The sequence below is a fragment of the Cellvibrio sp. KY-YJ-3 genome, from assembly GCF_008806955.1.
Lineage (GTDB): Bacteria > Pseudomonadota > Gammaproteobacteria > Pseudomonadales > Cellvibrionaceae > Cellvibrio.
The window spans coordinates 342,551-358,274 of the sequence record NZ_CP031727.1 but is presented as its reverse complement, the minus strand read 5'-3'; the positions used below and the strand labels follow the sequence as shown (position 1 = coordinate 358,274).

The 15,724-nt window shown below is 51.3% G+C and carries 14 protein-coding genes; 12 read left to right on the top strand and 2 right to left on the bottom strand.

All coding sequences use genetic code 11. From position 1 onward, the window contains the following. On the bottom strand, window positions 1-945 hold the full coding sequence (puuE, locus tag D0B88_RS01655) for an allantoinase PuuE (protein WP_151059162.1): 945 nt from the start codon (window positions 943-945) through the stop codon (window positions 1-3). A 314-nt stretch (window positions 946-1,259) separates the two neighbouring features. Between puuE and D0B88_RS01650 the strand changes: the two genes are divergently transcribed. Then, the gene (locus D0B88_RS01650; RefSeq protein WP_157152451.1) at window positions 1,260-2,759 is read left to right on the top strand and encodes an adenosine deaminase; all 1,500 of its coding nucleotides are present in this window, start codon (window positions 1,260-1,262) and stop codon (window positions 2,757-2,759) included. On the opposite strand, the gene D0B88_RS01645 is transcribed toward D0B88_RS01650, so the two are convergent. Further along, the gene (locus tag D0B88_RS01645) at window positions 2,756-3,049 is read right to left on the bottom strand and encodes a hypothetical protein (RefSeq protein WP_151054538.1); all 294 of its coding nucleotides are present in this window, start codon (window positions 3,047-3,049) and stop codon (window positions 2,756-2,758) included. The genes D0B88_RS01650 and D0B88_RS01645 overlap by 4 nt on opposite strands. Between D0B88_RS01645 and D0B88_RS01640 the strand changes: the two genes are divergently transcribed. From D0B88_RS01640 to D0B88_RS01590, 11 genes are all read left to right on the top strand, one after another. Further along, entirely contained in the window at window positions 3,038-5,479 is a 2,442-nt protein-coding gene (locus D0B88_RS01640) for a TonB-dependent siderophore receptor (RefSeq protein ID WP_007639977.1), read from the top strand. The genes D0B88_RS01645 and D0B88_RS01640 overlap by 12 nt on opposite strands. Before the next feature lie 51 nt (window positions 5,480-5,530). Next, the gene (locus D0B88_RS01635) at window positions 5,531-6,286 is read left to right on the top strand and encodes a DUF3450 domain-containing protein (RefSeq protein WP_151054535.1); all 756 of its coding nucleotides are present in this window, start codon (window positions 5,531-5,533) and stop codon (window positions 6,284-6,286) included. Between the two features lie 12 nt (window positions 6,287-6,298). Next, a complete protein-coding gene (locus D0B88_RS01630) occupies window positions 6,299-7,768 on the top strand; it encodes a MotA/TolQ/ExbB proton channel family protein (protein WP_151054533.1) in 1,470 nt (489 codons plus the stop codon). Window positions 7,769-7,785: 17 nt separating this feature from the next. Further along, window positions 7,786-8,301, top strand: a complete 516-nt coding sequence (locus D0B88_RS01625; protein ID WP_007639983.1) for a MotA/TolQ/ExbB proton channel family protein — start codon at window positions 7,786-7,788, stop codon at window positions 8,299-8,301. 28 nt (window positions 8,302-8,329) lie between these two features. After that, complete coding sequence (locus tag D0B88_RS01620) at window positions 8,330-8,737, top strand: biopolymer transporter ExbD (RefSeq protein ID WP_151054531.1); 408 nt, start codon at window positions 8,330-8,332, stop codon at window positions 8,735-8,737. Continuing rightward, complete coding sequence (locus D0B88_RS01615) at window positions 8,737-9,369, top strand: energy transducer TonB (protein WP_151054529.1); 633 nt, start codon at window positions 8,737-8,739, stop codon at window positions 9,367-9,369. Before D0B88_RS01620 ends, D0B88_RS01615 begins: the two co-directional genes overlap by 1 nt. Before the next feature lie 48 nt (window positions 9,370-9,417). After that, on the top strand, window positions 9,418-10,719 hold the full coding sequence (locus D0B88_RS01610; RefSeq protein ID WP_225318483.1) for a lipopolysaccharide assembly protein LapB: 1,302 nt from the start codon (window positions 9,418-9,420) through the stop codon (window positions 10,717-10,719). Between the two features lie 29 nt (window positions 10,720-10,748). Beyond that, window positions 10,749-11,864, top strand: coding sequence for a purine nucleoside permease (locus D0B88_RS01605; RefSeq protein ID WP_191966489.1), 1,116 nt, complete (start codon window positions 10,749-10,751; stop codon window positions 11,862-11,864). Window positions 11,865-12,012: 148 nt separating this feature from the next. Further along, window positions 12,013-13,206, top strand: a complete 1,194-nt coding sequence (locus tag D0B88_RS01600; RefSeq protein ID WP_151054527.1) for an amidase — start codon at window positions 12,013-12,015, stop codon at window positions 13,204-13,206. Continuing rightward, window positions 13,203-14,825 (top strand): gamma-glutamyltransferase family protein, encoded by a 1,623-nt coding sequence (locus tag D0B88_RS01595; RefSeq protein WP_151054525.1) that lies wholly within the window; start codon window positions 13,203-13,205, stop codon window positions 14,823-14,825. The genes D0B88_RS01600 and D0B88_RS01595 overlap by 4 nt, the downstream gene beginning before the upstream one ends. Further along, complete coding sequence (locus D0B88_RS01590) at window positions 14,822-15,643, top strand: sulfite exporter TauE/SafE family protein (RefSeq protein WP_151054523.1); 822 nt, start codon at window positions 14,822-14,824, stop codon at window positions 15,641-15,643. The genes D0B88_RS01595 and D0B88_RS01590 overlap by 4 nt, the downstream gene beginning before the upstream one ends. Window positions 15,644-15,724: the final 81 nt, after the last annotated feature.

Genomic DNA, 15,724 nt, shown 5'->3' with positions numbered 1-15,724 from the left:
TTATGCTGCTCCTGCCGGGTAGTGATGTGTGTGCCAGTGGCGTGCAATTGCATCGCGCCGACAGACCCATACATCGTTGTGTTGCAACACATACTGGATAAATTTTTCCAGCGCTTGAATGCGCCCGGGCCGGCCAATAATGCGGCAGTGCAATCCAATGTTTAACATTTTTGGGGCAAATTCACCCTCGGCGTAAAGCGCATCAAAACTGTCTTTCAGGTAAGTAAAAAATTGCTCGCCGCAATTAAAACCCTGCGTTGCTGCGAAGCGCATATCGTTGCTGTCCAGGGTGTAGGGAATAATCAAATGCGGCTTGCCGTTATTGATCTGCGCATATTCCTGCGTCCAATAGGGCAGGTCATCGGCGTAGGAATCCGAATCATATAAAAATCCGCCTTGTTCAATGACCAATTTACGCGTGTTGGGACTGTCGCGCCCGGTATACCAACCGAGTGGGCGCGAACCGGTGACGCGGGTGTGGATGTCAATCGCGGTGCGAATATGTTCGCGTTCAATTTCCTCTGGCATAAATTGATGATCAATCCAGCGGTAACCGTGGCTGGCAATTTCCCAATTGGATTCGAGCATGGCTTCTACCACATCGGGGTTGCGTTCCAGTGCCATGGCCACGCCGTACACTGTCACCGGTAATTGATATTTATTAAACAAACGGTGCAATCGCCAAAAACCCGCGCGGCTGCCGTATTCATACAGTGATTCCATACTCATATGACGCGCTTCAAAGGCGCGCGCGCCAATAATTTCGGACAAAAAAGTTTCCGATGCGGCATCGCCGTGCAGCACACAATTCTCCGCTCCCTCTTCGTAATTCAGCACAAATTGCACCGCAATACGCGCACCGCCCGGCCAGTTGGCGGGTGGTGGGTTGCGGCCATAACCAAGCAAGTCGCGCGGGTAGGGGCGGGTGTCAGTGGTGTTGGGCATAACAAAATTCCACAGGTTGAATGATGCATTCCACAGTTGGGTCTTGAGCGGCTGTATCAAATTCTGTGCCATCGTCCAGCCTTAGGTTTTACGCTGTGATTCCGGTACAGGCCGCAATATTACTGGGCAAATCCGCAATGGCATGCACCAGATAAAAGCATAACCTGTCCAATCGGACAGGTTATTTGCGGGGGGAATGACAGGGCTGTCTTGTGCTGGCGCCAAATGCCGCTGGCTGGTATCACAATTGCATTGGGCTGGGGGATGGCTTCCTTTCTTTATATCAACCCCCCGAACTGTTAGAGAACTCGCTTATGCAATTGCTTCCTATGAATAGCCTTTGTGGTGCAGGCCGCGACCTTGCGTTTGCTGCGCTTATTGCACTTGCCGGGCTGACTAGCCTAAATGCCCATGCGCTGGTCAGTAGCCCCGCCAGTGACCGGGTGATTACCAAAGATCACTGGTTTGAACAATTTAAATCCACGGCAACGGATAAAGAGTTATACCGTTTTTTATATGCCATGCCCAAAGGTGGCGACCTGCACAACCATATTAGCGGCGCGGTATTGTCGGATTGGTGGTACGACCTGGCGCTGTCGCAAAAAGTACACGGTTATCGTTTTTATACCAAAGTGCGCATCAATAATTGCCGCGATTTTGGCAACAATGAATTTGTGCGTCGCCCTTATTTAATGTTGTTTAATAATTTAACCGAGGCGTCTTACCAGCAATTGCCGGAGTGTGAAAAAGCGGAATACAAACGCCTGGAAGAGCTGGACGAAAAAGAAAAAGCTGCCTGGGTGCAAAGTGTAATGCTCAATCACGAACACGAAGGGCGCGATGAATTTTTTCAAACCCATTGGCAGCGATTGGATCAGTTGTTACACAGCCCCTATTTAATCGCGGAAGTGCTGTATAAAAATATGCAAGCCTTTGGCAACGAAGGTTTAATTTATTTGGAGGCGATGGTAGAGGCGGGTGGTTATTTTAAACCGGATGGCACAGCCTTCACCGAAGATGAAGCCGTGGCTATATTTCGTCAGCGTTTAGCCCAGGCCGATGCGAAAAAAACCGGTGTTACCGTGCGTTTTCAGGATTCCATTTTGCGCTTTGTACCGAGTGCAGAAGACCAGTTGCGCGCCTCTTACGACATAGTGTCGCGCCACCGTGATTTGTATGTGGCGGTGAACATGGTGGGGCGTGAGGACAATGACAAAGGCTACCCGCTGCGTTTTACCCAAACCCTGCGCGAGCTGCGCCACAAATACAACAATGTGCGTTTGTCGGTACACGCTGGTGAGGTGGACGAACCCAACTACCATATTCGCGATACGCTGATGCTCGGCGCTGATCGTATTGGTCACGGTGTGAATTTAATTACCGACAAAGATTTGTTGCGCGAAATGCGCCACGGCCCCTACCTGATCGAAATTAATTTAATTTCCAATTTATTGCTCGAATACGTGAGCGATTATTCACAACATCCTTTCCCCGAATATTTGCGCTTGGGCATTCCGGTTGCGCTTTCCACCGATGATCGCGGCATGTGGGACTCCAATATTACCGACGAATTTTTTGTGGCGGTGAAGGAATTTAATTTGTCCTGGGAGGAGTTGTTATTACTCAGTCGCAATTCATTGCAATACAGTTTTGTGGAAGAGGATATCAAACAACAACTGCTCAACACCTATAACACCCGCGCCGCCCGTTTTGAAAAACAATTCCGCTCCAAGGGTATTGCCAGCTTAACGGCGGCTGCTCCTGTCTCCTACGGCTTCACCTGCAAACGCTATGCGTTATGTGATTGGCGTTAAATTTTTGCTGTGCACCAAGTTGGCTTTTTTACTTGGTGCATGGCGCGTGTTTTTGCTTCATCAGTGATCGTTATTTTTCCTGTGGTTCGCTGTTCAAATTGGTATTCATCGATTAATGAGCAAGTGAACCGGTTTTTATGATTCATAACCAGTTGATTAATAAGGATATAAATCATTTTAATCAAAAATGTAACCAATCGGACAGGAAATGGCACAGCGCTTGCTAAATCTGGTTTGTGTTTCAGGCAATCATTATTAGACCCTTGGAGTGTTCCCTCATGATCATGCACAAACGATTCAAACCGAAACAACTCGCGTTACTGATCAGCCTTGGCTGCGTTGTGGCTGCTCCTGCTGTGTTGGCGCAAGAGGCTAAAAAAGATGAAGTAGTGGAGTTGGAAACCTACACAGCCGAAGGCCAGGTAGAAGACACCATGGGTGTGATGTCCACCGAGCCGGTTAAGTCGGTATTCGGTTTTGGTAAAACGATTTTGGAAACACCGCGCGGCGTCACTTCGGTGAGCGCGGATATGATGGAAAATTTCAGCATCAACGATATTGATGATCTGGTATTAATTTCCCCCGGTGCATTTACCCAATCTTTTTTTGGTGTGGCAGGTTCACTGGATGTACGCGGTACTCCCGGTGAAGTCTATTTCCGTGGTGTGCGTCGTGTGAACAACCCTGGTAACTACCCAACGCCAATTGGCGCCACTGACCGTATCGATATTGTGCGCGGCCCCGCATCACCGATTTATGGCCCTTCAAAAATTGGTGGCTTCCTCAACTTTGAACCCAAGTCAGCGCGTGCAGAAACCGGTCAGTATTTGGATAAACCGGCGGGCGAAATTTCTATCACCCGCGGCACCTGGGACAAAAATGTGCTCACCGCCGAAGTGGGTGGCCCAGCAGAAATTGGCGATAAAAAACTCGGTTATTACGTTTACGCCGAAACCGAAAATTCCGGCAGTTATTATGAAAACTCCGCCACTGACCAAAATATTTTACAAGCGTCATTCAACATGGATTTGAGCGATAAAACCCGCGTGGAATTTGGCGGTATGTATCACGAATACGACGGCAACCAAGTGGCAGGTTGGAACCGTTTGACGCAAGACCTGATTGATAACGGTACCTACATCACCGGTTCGCCCGCCTCAGTGGATACCGACGGCGATGGCTATAACTCGCCCGCGGAATTTGATGTGTGGAAAGATAGTTTTGCAAATTACAGTAACTTTTTTGTACCCGGTTCTTCTGCAACCGATGCGAGCATGGCGCCCCAGTGGGCACTGCTGAACCCAGGCACGACCAAGTTGAGTGGCAGCCAAACCATGGTGGCACCGGAAGACCAGTTGGTGACTACGGTACAAACCCTGTATTTCGATCTGATCCACGATGTTAGCGACAGCTTCAGCATCACCAACAAAATGTTTTATGAATCCCTCGAAAACATTAATGAAAATGCGTATGGCTTTTCACAGTTTGTGGACAGCTACGCGTTTGAAGATCAATTAATTTTTGCCTTCAACACTGAACACACCGATTGGTTAAAAGGCAGCTATCAAGTATCGCCCAGTATTCGCTACACCGATTTTAAACAGGGTGATGATTTCAACTACGAATATTTTGACCGTCGCGATTTGACCAAACCCTCCAATGGTATTGATCGCAAATTATTGGCAACTGTAACCGATTCGGATTATTCCAACTATTTAGTGGGCGATTACACCGACTACGGTATGGCGTTTTTAGCGGACTATACCGTTGCAGAAAAACTCAGCGTATTGCTAGGCGCGCGCTATGACTTGTTGGATATGGAATCCACCACCGTTGCTGAAAAAATTCGCGGCGCGACTGCCGATGTAGTGGGTGAGGATAAAGACGAAGGTGGTTCATGGACGGCAAGTCTCTCCTACAAAACTGATTTTGGTTTTACGCCTTACATCACCAAATCAACACAAACCACCATCGTGATGGGACAGGGTTCAGAAATTTCTCCCGGCTTGATTACGCTCGACAATGGTTTGGCGGCCGGCAATGCCCTGGCTGATTCCGAGTTGGAAGAAGTGGGTGTTAAAGGCAGTTTCTTTGATGACCGTTTGTATGTCGCCGCTGCCTATTTTGATCAGATCCGCACTAATTACAGCGCGCAAGATCAGGTGAGTAACAGCACTACACAATCCGAAGGTTATGAGTTGGAAGCGCGCTTTTTGGTGACCAGTAATTTCACGCTGACCGCTGCTATGACCCATTTGGAAATCACTAACCTCACCGCCTTGGAGAACGGTACCCAGTTCGGTTTTATGGGCGCAGGTGATTTAACCGGCGTAACCGATCCATCACTGTTTTACGGTTATGTGATGCAAGGTTTAACGCTGGTGGGCAATGAAGACGATGCAACCAAATCCGGTATTCCGGAAAACATGTACAGCCTGACCGGTGCCTATGACTTTGGAAATGGTGTGCGTGTAACAGCGAGTACGGTGCACGCCGATGCCACTTATTCCGGCTTCTCCAAAGGGGTGAAATTGCCGTCTTACACCTTGCTTAACGCCGGTATTAGTTTTGATGTGGATGCGTGGAAATTCAGCCTGCAAGGTAAAAACCTGACGGATGAGCGCTACTTCCGCGCGAACTTCCCGGATCTGTTTGGTGGCACCATCGTCCTGCCGGAATTGCCGCGTCACTTTGTTGCGTCTGCATCCTTCAAGTTTTAATTCATGTTACAGGGGGCTCGTATGAGCCCCGCAATTTGATTGAGGTTGATTATGGTTTTGCGTAAACCCCTGGGCGCTGCACTGATGGCGGTTACCCTGCTCGCGCATCCGGCTTTTGCCGTTGAAGACAGCCTGCAAAAGCAGGAAACAATTGATAAAAATGCGGCTGCCAGTCAGCAGCGCATCGACAAACTCGCCGATCAAACGGTAGATGCATTGCAAACCTATCGCACTGCCTCCCAGCGGTTGGAAAGTTTGACCATTTACAACCAGCAAATGGAAAAACTGATCGCCTCACAAAAAAATGAAATTTCCAGCATTCAGCGGCAGACGAGTGAAATTGACACCATCGAAACCGGTGCCTTGCCGCTGATGTTAAAAATGACCAAAACGCTCACCGATTTGGTGGAAGCCGATGTGCCGTTTTTAAAAGATGAACGCAAAGAGCGCGTGGCTAATTTGCAAACGCTGATTGATCGCGCCGATGTCACCGCCGGTGAAAAATATCGCCGCATTATGGAAGCCTATTTGGTGGAAGTGGAATACGGCCGCACGATTGAAGCTTATCGCGGTGAATTAGTGGTAAACGATGCGGCGCGCAGTGTGGATTTTTTACGTGTGGGTCGCGTGGGCTTGTATTACCAAACACTGGACGGCAGCGAGAGCGGTTTTTGGAATGGCAAACGCGGCTCCTGGGAAATGCTTGACGCCAGTTATCGCACTGCAGTTCGCGATGGTTTGCGTATTGCGCGCAAACAAACACCGCCTGAGTTGTTAACGCTCCCCGTTAATGTGCCTGCCAAGTAAGGAATTCCGTTTATGAAACCTACTTTGAAATTTGCTCCACGCTTTTTAATGAAAAGCATTTTTATGAAAAGCGCTTTTGTAAAAAGTGTATCGCTGAAAAATATACTTGCCAATGCGCTGGTTAGCATTGGCATGGCGGCAGGTGTTGTTGCGCTGACCACCAGTATCAGTGCCCAGGCGCAAACCGCTAATTCATTGCAAGATCTGTATCAACAAATCAACAAAGAAGTCACTGCCGAGGCCACGCACAATACCGAGCGCGAGCAGCGTTTCCGCGCGGCCGCCGGCGAACAGCAGGCGATGTTGGCAGAGGTGCAAGGCAAATTGGCAGCGCAAGAAAAATTGCGCGCTGAAATGCAATTGGTGTTTGATGCTAACGAAACCCAGCTGGCAGAGTTGTCCACCCAATTGGATAAACGCACCGGCAATCTGGGTGAATTATTCGGCGTATTTCGTCAAATGGCGGGCGATACCCAACAAATGTTATTTGACTCGGTAATTTCGGTAGAACATCCGGAGCGTATTGCGCTGCTGGAATCCCTCGCAGAAACCAAAGAAGTTCCCACCATCACCCAAATGCAACAACTGTGGAGTTTGATGCTGCAGGAAATTTCCCTGTCGGGATCGGTGAGCCGTTTTGAAACCACCGTGATAAAACCTGATGGCGAAGCTTATACCGCGCCGGTAACCCGTGTAGGTACATTCAATATTGTTGCCGACGACAAATATTTAAATTACGTGGCCGATAGTCAACAACTGGTTGAACTGGCGCGCCAACCCAGCGGTGCAATTCGCGCAACAGCCGCCGATTTGAGTGAGGCATCCGGCGATACATCGGTAGGTTTTGCGCTCGATCCATCGCGCGGTGCGCTGCTCGGCTTGCTGGTGCAATCGCCCAGTTTTATGGAGCGTGTTGATCAGGGGCAAGAAGTGGGTTACGCCATTATTGCGCTGGGTTTTATCGGGCTGCTGGTGGTGCTTGAACGCATGATCAAATTGGGCCGAGTATCGGCACTGATGAAAAAACAATTGAAAGATATGGATCATGCGGCCAATGACAACCCCTTGGGGCGGATGATGCTGGCTTACTACGAAAACAAACACCTTAAAGATTTGGATGTGCTCAGCAAAAAACTCGATGAAGTTATTTTCAAAGATTTGGCTGAACTGCGCAAAGGGTTGTCCACCATTAAAGTGCTCGCCGCGATTGCACCGCTGATGGGATTGTTGGGAACTGTGACCGGGATGATCGGCACCTTCCAGGCGATCACACTCTTTGGTGCAGGCGATCCAAAACTCATGGCCGGTGGTATTTCGCAAGCGCTGGTGACCACGGTGCAAGGTTTGGTGGTGGCGATTCCGCTGTTGTTATCGAGCAATATGCTCAGCAGCCGCGCGCAACAACTCAGCAAAGTGATTGGTGAACAAGCGTCGGGCATGATCGCTGAAAAAGCGGTTGATATTGCCCAGTCCAAAGCCTAACGCGGGGGTACGCCGTCATGGAATTAGTTACATCTCTCGGTGATTTTCTCAACACCGGCGGCAATGTGCTCTGGGCAATTATGTTCATCAGTTTTTGGTTATTTTTTCTGATTATTGAGCGCTACTGGTTTTACCTGCGTGAATACCCGGCCTTCCGCGCGCGCAATCGCGCGGCATGGCAAGCGCGCAGCGATAAATCCTCCTGGTTTGCCGAGCAGCAGCGCAAACAATTGTTGTCGGAGTTGGATTGTTTAATGTTGCGCAACATGAAATTAATTCCCGCGTTGATTGCACTCTTGCCGATGATGGGTTTGCTCGGCACGGTCACTGGCATGATTCAGGTATTTGAAGTCATGGCTTACCTCGGCTCAGGCAACCCGCGCGCGATGGCCAATGGTGTGAGTGCGGCCACTATTCCCACCATGGCCGGTATGGTGCTGTCACTCGTGGGCATTCCTTTTATGACCGAATTAAATCGCCGCTACCAGCGCGAGCTGCGCGAAAACGCGGCGGCAATGCCACTGTTTCATTAACGGTCGCCTTTAGACAAGTGAGAATTTTATGAGTGACAATCGTTTTTTAATGAATGAAGAAGATGAAGCGCAAATCGATTTAACACCCATGCTTGACGTGGTGTTTATCATGCTGATTTTTTTTATCGTTACCTCTACGTTTGTAAAAGAATCGGGCGTGGATGTCACACGGCCGCAGGCGAAAACCTCGGTGGTTACTGAATCCAATGCAATTCAAATTGGCATTACGGCCGCGAATCAAATTTTTATGGATAAACGTCAAATTGATAAGCGTGCGATTCGCGCCAACGTGGAAAAATCCCTCGCTGAAAACCCCGGTGCGTCCGTCATTATTGTGGCCGATCAGGATTCCAATACTCACACCTTGATTGATGTTATGGATCAGGCGCGCCTCGCCGGTGCGACATCGGTTTCGGTTGCGTCGGAGAATGACTAATGCTTGCGAAATACAGCTTCAGCCTGGTAGCAGCCGTAGTGCTTGGGCTGCTGGTGTTTGTCGCCATGCAGGCATTGATCGCGACAGACGGCATGTTTGCCGAGCCGGATAAAAATCACACCTATTTAAATTTTGTGCGCGTGGATACCAGCAACGACGATGTAAATACCAAAGATCGCCGTTTGCCGGAGCCACCACCGCCGCCAGAAACACCGCCGGATGTGCCTGACCTGAGTAATCAGATGATGGCCAACAATACCAATTTGAGTATGGATATGCCCAAAATCGGTACGCAAGTCAGCGGCGGTTCGGGGCCATTTCTCGGCACCCTTGCCGCCGGTGATGGCATGTCCGGTTTTGATACCGATGTGATTCCGGTGGTGCGGGTACCGCCTGCGTATCCACAGCGGGCCAAGCAAGCGAAGCTGGAAGGCAAGGTGACCATGGCGGTAACCATTCGCCCCGACGGCACAGTGGCCGATGTGCAAGTGCTTGAATCCAACCCGCCGCGCTTATTTGATCAGGCCGCCATTCAAGCCATGCAGCGCTGGAAATTCCGCCCGAAAATTGTGAATGGTAAACCCGAGGCGCAACGTGCGCGCCAGACCATTGATTTTAAATTGAGTCAATAGCGGTTCCCGTGTGGTGAATAACACGCGATAAATAAACAGGTGTCGATCATGGCAAAAAACAATTCGTTAGCTAATCCCGCAACCCATCCATTTAAAAAGCGATTGTGGCGCACGACAAAATTCAGTGCGCTGATGCTGGGCGTGGTGTTTGCGGCGAATAGTTGGAGTGCATCAACCTCCGTGAGTGCCCCCACCTTTAAACAGCTCACCAGTATTCAAGAGCAGATTGCCGCCAACAAATCTACCGAGGCATTTAATGCACTGAAAACGCTGCACGCCGAAGTTGAGCAGGGTTCTATTGATGAAGCGCTGGTGTTGCAAATGCTCGGCTACACCGAAATGGGGCGCAATAATTACGCGCCGGCTATCGATTATTTAAAGCGCAGCCTCGCGTTAAATATGTTGCCGGAAAACGTGAAATACAACGTGGGTTATATGGTGGCGCAACTCTACGCCGCGCAGGAAAAATATGACGAGGCTTTAGTGTTTGCCGAGGAGTGGTTTAAAACCATCGCCGCGCCAACTCCCGAGCAAGCTATTTTTATGGCCAATATTTTTGCGCAAACGGAAAAATACCAACAAGCCATTCCCTATGTAAAACAAGCCATCGCCGCAGGTGTTGCCAGTGGTAAGGAGCCGCGCGAAAGCTGGTATCAACTGTATATCGCCTGCAGTTTTGAATTAAAAGATTACAACCAGGCAGCAGAGGCTTTGCAAACCGCAATTAAAACCTGGCCGCAAAAACCGGATTACTGGGAGCAGTTGGCCAGTGTGTACGTGATGCAGGGCAAAGAATTAAAAGGCCTAGCCAGTTTGCAGTTGGCGTGGAAGTTGGGCGTATTGCAAAAAGAGTCGTCTATTCGCTCGCTGGTGCAATTGTCTGTGACTCAAGGCGTGCCGGAAGTTGGGGCGCGTTTGCTGGATGCCGCGCTGCAAAAAAATGCGGTGCCGCGCAACGAAACCTATGTGGATTTGTTGGCTAACGCCTGGATCGCCGCACGGGAAAATACACCGGCTATTGCAGCGTTTGAAGAGCTGGCAAAAATTACCGGCAGTGGCGACCCCTATGTGCGCATCGCCAATATTTATGTCGATCAAGCCAAATGGAAACCTGCCGAACAAGCCCTGCGCAAAGCGCTGCAAAGCAACGTCAAAGAGCCGGGTAAGGCATGGTTAATTCTGGGCATTGTGATGACCGAACAAACCCAATTTGATCAGGGTTTTGATGCGTTTAAAAAAGCGCGCGCCTATGTCTATACCGAAAAACAGGCGGGCTCCTGGTTGAAATACGCGGAAGATTTGCGTCGCCAACACAATTGGATCAAACGCAGCCAGGAAACTGAAGGTTAAATTTTTATTTTTATCGAGATGAATTATTTATGAAAATGCGTACAGGTTTTTTGTTATCGGCGATGTTTTTATCAGTTGCTGCATTCACGGGCTGCAATAAACCCGCGACCGAATCCGCAGCGACACCAGTGCAAGCCAGTGTGCAGGCACCGGCGCCTATTCCGGTGAAATTTGTGGTCATCACTATGTTTGAAATTGGTGAGGACAGCGGCGATAAAGCCGGTGAATTCCAGTTGTGGAAAGAGCGCCAAAAGCTGGATACCAAATTTGAATTTCCCAATTCCTATCACGATATTTATATGAATATGGAAACCGGAGTGATGGGCATAGTTACCGGTATTGGCACTGCACATTCCACCGCCGCGACTATGGCGTTAGGTATGGACCCACGTTTTGATTTCAGCCAAGCCTATTGGTTGGTAGCGGGTATTGCCGGTATTGACCCGGAAGATGCCTCCATCGGTTCAGCGGCTTGGGCCGAATATTTGGTGGATGGCGACCTCGCCCATGAAATTGATGCGCGCGAAATTCCGGCGGATTGGGAGACAGGTTATTTTGCCCGTTACACCAGCAAACCTTATGACCCGAAAAAACCTGAACCAACGGGCGAGATGTTGCGCTTGAATCCCGACTTAACCGAGTGGGCATTTCAGTTGACCAAGGATATTGAATTACCCGATATCGAAAGTTTGGAAGCGACCCGCGCACTCTATACCAATCACCCCAACGCGCAGCGTAAACCCTTTGTATTGAAAGGCGATCAGCTCGCGGCCATGACCTTTTGGCACGGCGAAATTATGAATACCTGGGCCAATAAGTGGACCGATTATTGGACCGAAGGTAAAGGCGAATTTGTGACTTCCGCGATGGAAGATACGGGTACTTATTTGTCGCTGACTTATTTGCACAATATTGGCAAGGCCGATAAAAACCGTGTGCTGGTATTGCGCACTGGCAGTAACTACACCATGCCTCCACCGGGTGTTACGGCGGCAGAAAATTTACTCGCCGAAAATGAAGGCTATGCTGGGTTAGATGCATCGCTCGAATCCGCCTATATTGTAGGAACTGCCGTAATGGACAAGATTTTGGGTAATTGGGAAACCTACAAAGACAAAGTGCCTACACCGGCGGATTTGAAATAGTGTGTTGTTAAGCGCTCAATTTCCGGAAGGCTTGCGCTGCTACCTCTGAGACCATCGGAGACATGGATGTATTCACGGCGTGTCTCAGAGGTAGTAGCGCGAGCCTGACTTGCCAATCAAGTAATCTGCTTTCAAAGGCTTCACATTCATGTCGCTCGATCAACGCGTCTTTGCATGGCGCGGTCACTATCCTAATACCAAACCCAATCCCTGCGCAGAATCCGGCAGGCTGGCCGGGCTGCGGCTGGGCGTGAAAGATTTATTCCACATCGCCGGGCTACCCACGGCGGCGGGAAATCCCGACTGGCTAGCCAGTCACCCTACACCGGAGCAGACATCGCCGGTGGTGACGCAGCTGCTGAACGCGGGCACAGAACTGGTCGGCAAAACCCAAACCGATGAGCTTGCTTACAGCCTCAACGGTTTGAATATCCATTACGGCGCGCCGTTAAATCCCGCCTGTCCCGAGCGCCTGCCCGGTGGTTCATCCAGTGGTTCGGCGGTGGCGGTTGCCGCGGGCGATATCGATATAGGGTTAGGTACCGATACCGGCGGCTCCATTCGGGTGCCCGCCAGCTACAACGGCTTGTTTGGTATTCGCACCAGTCATGGTTTGATTAGCAGTGAGCAGATGGTGCCGCTCGCGCCGCTGTTCGACACAGTGGGCTGGCTCACTCGCGATGCTGAAACCCTGGCGCAAGTGGGCGAGGTATTGCTGCCTGCCGAGCTTGCGCCGCGCTTCCCCCATAGATCCCTGCGTGCGGCGCTGTTGCTGCCGCTGCAAAACGGTGTGCTCTGGAGCCCTGAGCACCAAGCCTGGTTAAAACAGCAAACGCTGTTACCTGCGGTCAAACCCATACTGCTTAATAGCGATTGGCTGACGCGCGCCAGTCAGTGTTTTCGCACCCTGCAAGGCCGAGCGATTTGGCAAACCCACGGTGAGTGGATCACTGCCAATCAGCCCACTTTTGCGCCCGATATTCACACCCGTTTTCAGTGGTGCGCGACGCTCACGGACGCCGATCAAACCGCAGCAGAAACAGAGCGCGCGAGTTTACAGGCGGACATTGAAGGCTGGTTTACCGATGTTGATCTCATCCTGCTGCCCACCACCCCCGGCCCAGCGCCGCTGTTGGGTGCTGATAGCCAATGGATGGACAGCTATCGCAGCCAATTAATGGGCCTGACCGCACCTGCCGGTTTGGCTGGATTGCCGCAAGTGCATTTGCCCGTTTTGCGCGATGAGCAGGGGGCGCCCTACGGTGTATCGCTGTTAGGCCGACGCGGCGACGACAAAGCCCTGCTGCAGCTGGCGCTTGATTTGTGTGGAGCCAGCTCATGATCCCGGATTCCAAGGTGCCGCACGCCATCGCCTTTAGCGCCCCACATAAACAGGCCGCCGACATCGGCTTGGCGGTATTGCGGGAAGGTGGCAGTGCGGTGGATGCGATGATCGCAGCCGCTGCTGCGATCACTGTGCTTTACCCGCATATGAATAGTTTGGCGGGCGACGGTTTTTGGTTGATCCACAAACCCGGCGCCGCGCCGCGCGCCATAGATGCCTGCGGCTGCGCAGCGCAGTTGGCGAGTATCGATTGGTTCCACAGCAAGGGTTTTAAGCAAATTCCCAGCCGTGGTGCACTCGCCACCGTGACCATGGGCGGTACGCTTGCCGGTTGGCAAAAGGCGCGCGACATTGCCGCTGAATCATCTACCCAATTGCCGTTAAGTCGTTTGCTAGCGCCAGCGATTCAACTCGCTCGCGACGGCGTTGTGGTTACTCACAGTCTGGCGGCCGCCAGCCGTAAAGTGCAGGCGGAGTTGGCCGAGCAGGCGGAATACCAGCGCGTATTTATGCCCAATGGCCGCCCGCTGGTTGAAGGTGAAACTCTTACTAATCCCGACTTGGCGACCACGCTAAATACCCTCGCCACCCAGGGTTTGGATGCGGCTTATCGCGGTGAACTGGCTGCGCATATCGCCACACAACTTGAACAACTTGGTAGCCCGCTGCGGTTATCTGACTTACAACACTATTGCGCGCAAGAGGTAAAACCGCTCTCGGTACAAACCCGCTTTGGCGAATGTTTTAACCTGCCCGCGCCGACCCAGGGTGTGGCTTCGCTGCTAATTCTGGCAATTTACGATCGCCTGTTTAAACCCGAATGGGACGAAGCGGCACGGGTACACGGTTTGATTGAAGCCACCAAACTCGCATTTTTAGTGCGCGACCGCGAAGTCGCCGACCCGCGCCGCTTGAGCGAACGCTGGAATGTTTTGCTGGATGATGCACATATCGACCAACTCGCGGCGGTCATCACCGAGTGCGCCTTGCCTTGGCCGCAAGTGGCCGAACCGGGTGATACCGTGTGGATGGGCTGCGTGGATAGCAGCGGCACCATGGTCAGTTTTATCCAAAGTATTTATTGGGAATTTGGTTCGGGTGTAGTTGTGCCCGGTACCGGGTTGGTGTGGAACAATCGCGGCGTGGGTTTTAGTTTGGAGGCGGGGCATCGCAATGCGCTCGCGCCTGGCTACAAACCTTTTCACACGCTCAACCCCGCATTTGCACTGTTAAACGATGGCCGCCGTATTAGCTACGGCACCATGGGTGGCGAAGGCCAGCCTCAAACACAAGCGGCATTATTGAGTCGCTATCTGTACGATGGGCGCGCACTCGACGATGCCATCAGTCGCGGCCGCTGGTTACTGGGGCGCACCTGGGGCGACAACAATCACGATTTAAAAATGGAGCAGGATTTAGTGGATTTACTCGGTAACAATTTGCGTGAACGCGGCCACGCGCTCAAAGCCGTTCCCGCGCGCAGTGAAATCATGGGGCACGCCGGTGCTGTTGTCAGTCTCGGCGATGGCAATGCCATTGCGGCCAGCGACCCGCGCAGCGACGGCGTGGGTGTGGTTGGCAATGTCGTTGCCACCATGCAGGAGCGTGCACAATGAATGAATTTTTAAGCCAATGGCTGCCCACCATGATCGCGATGGTGCTGACCGGTGCTTTTGCAGGAATTCTCGCCGGTCTGCTCGGTGTGGGCGGCGGTATTGTGATTGTGCCGGTGTTGTTTTTTGTATTGCAGTCGCTCGGTATTAGCCCGGCAACAGCCATGTTGGTTGCAACGGCCACGTCGCTGTTAGTGATTGTGCCCACCAGCATTTCCTCACTGCGCGCGCATCACAAACGCGGCAATGTGGATTGGGCGCTACTCAAACGTTGGTGGCCATTTATGGTTGCCGGTGTTATCGCCGGCAGCGCTTTTGCACTCAAAGTAAAAGGCGAAGTGACCAGCGCAATTTTTGGCGTGGTCGCTTTATTGGTTGCTGCCAATATGTTGTTCCGCGCAAAAGCCGCGCCCATCACCCAGCAATTACCCGGCATGGCGGGGCAAGGTTTCATGGCAAGTACCACCGGATTTTTTTCGGTGATGATGGGGGTCGGTGGCGGCACCATCGGTGTACCACTGCTCACCTCCTGTAATTATCCGCCGCACCGCGCGGTGGGCACCGCATCCTGTTTCGGTTTGTTAATTTCAATTCCTGGCGCAGCTGCGATGTTGCTTGCTGAGACTCCAGCAGACGCACCACAAGGCATGATTGGCATGGTGAATTTGCCAGGATTTTTATTGATTGTGCCGCTCACCGTATTGCTCGCACCGGTCGGTGCCTGGATTGGTTCCAAGCTGGATGCCGTGATGTTGAAGCGTGTGTTCGCGATTTTTTTATGCATCAGCGGCGGGCGTATGTTGATGCAGGTGTTTGCTTGATCAAACAAAAATTTCCAATGTGTTTTATTCGCAATGAGTTCGTGTTTTTTTTGTCGTTGTTAGAAGCCGTCAGGAGTTGTT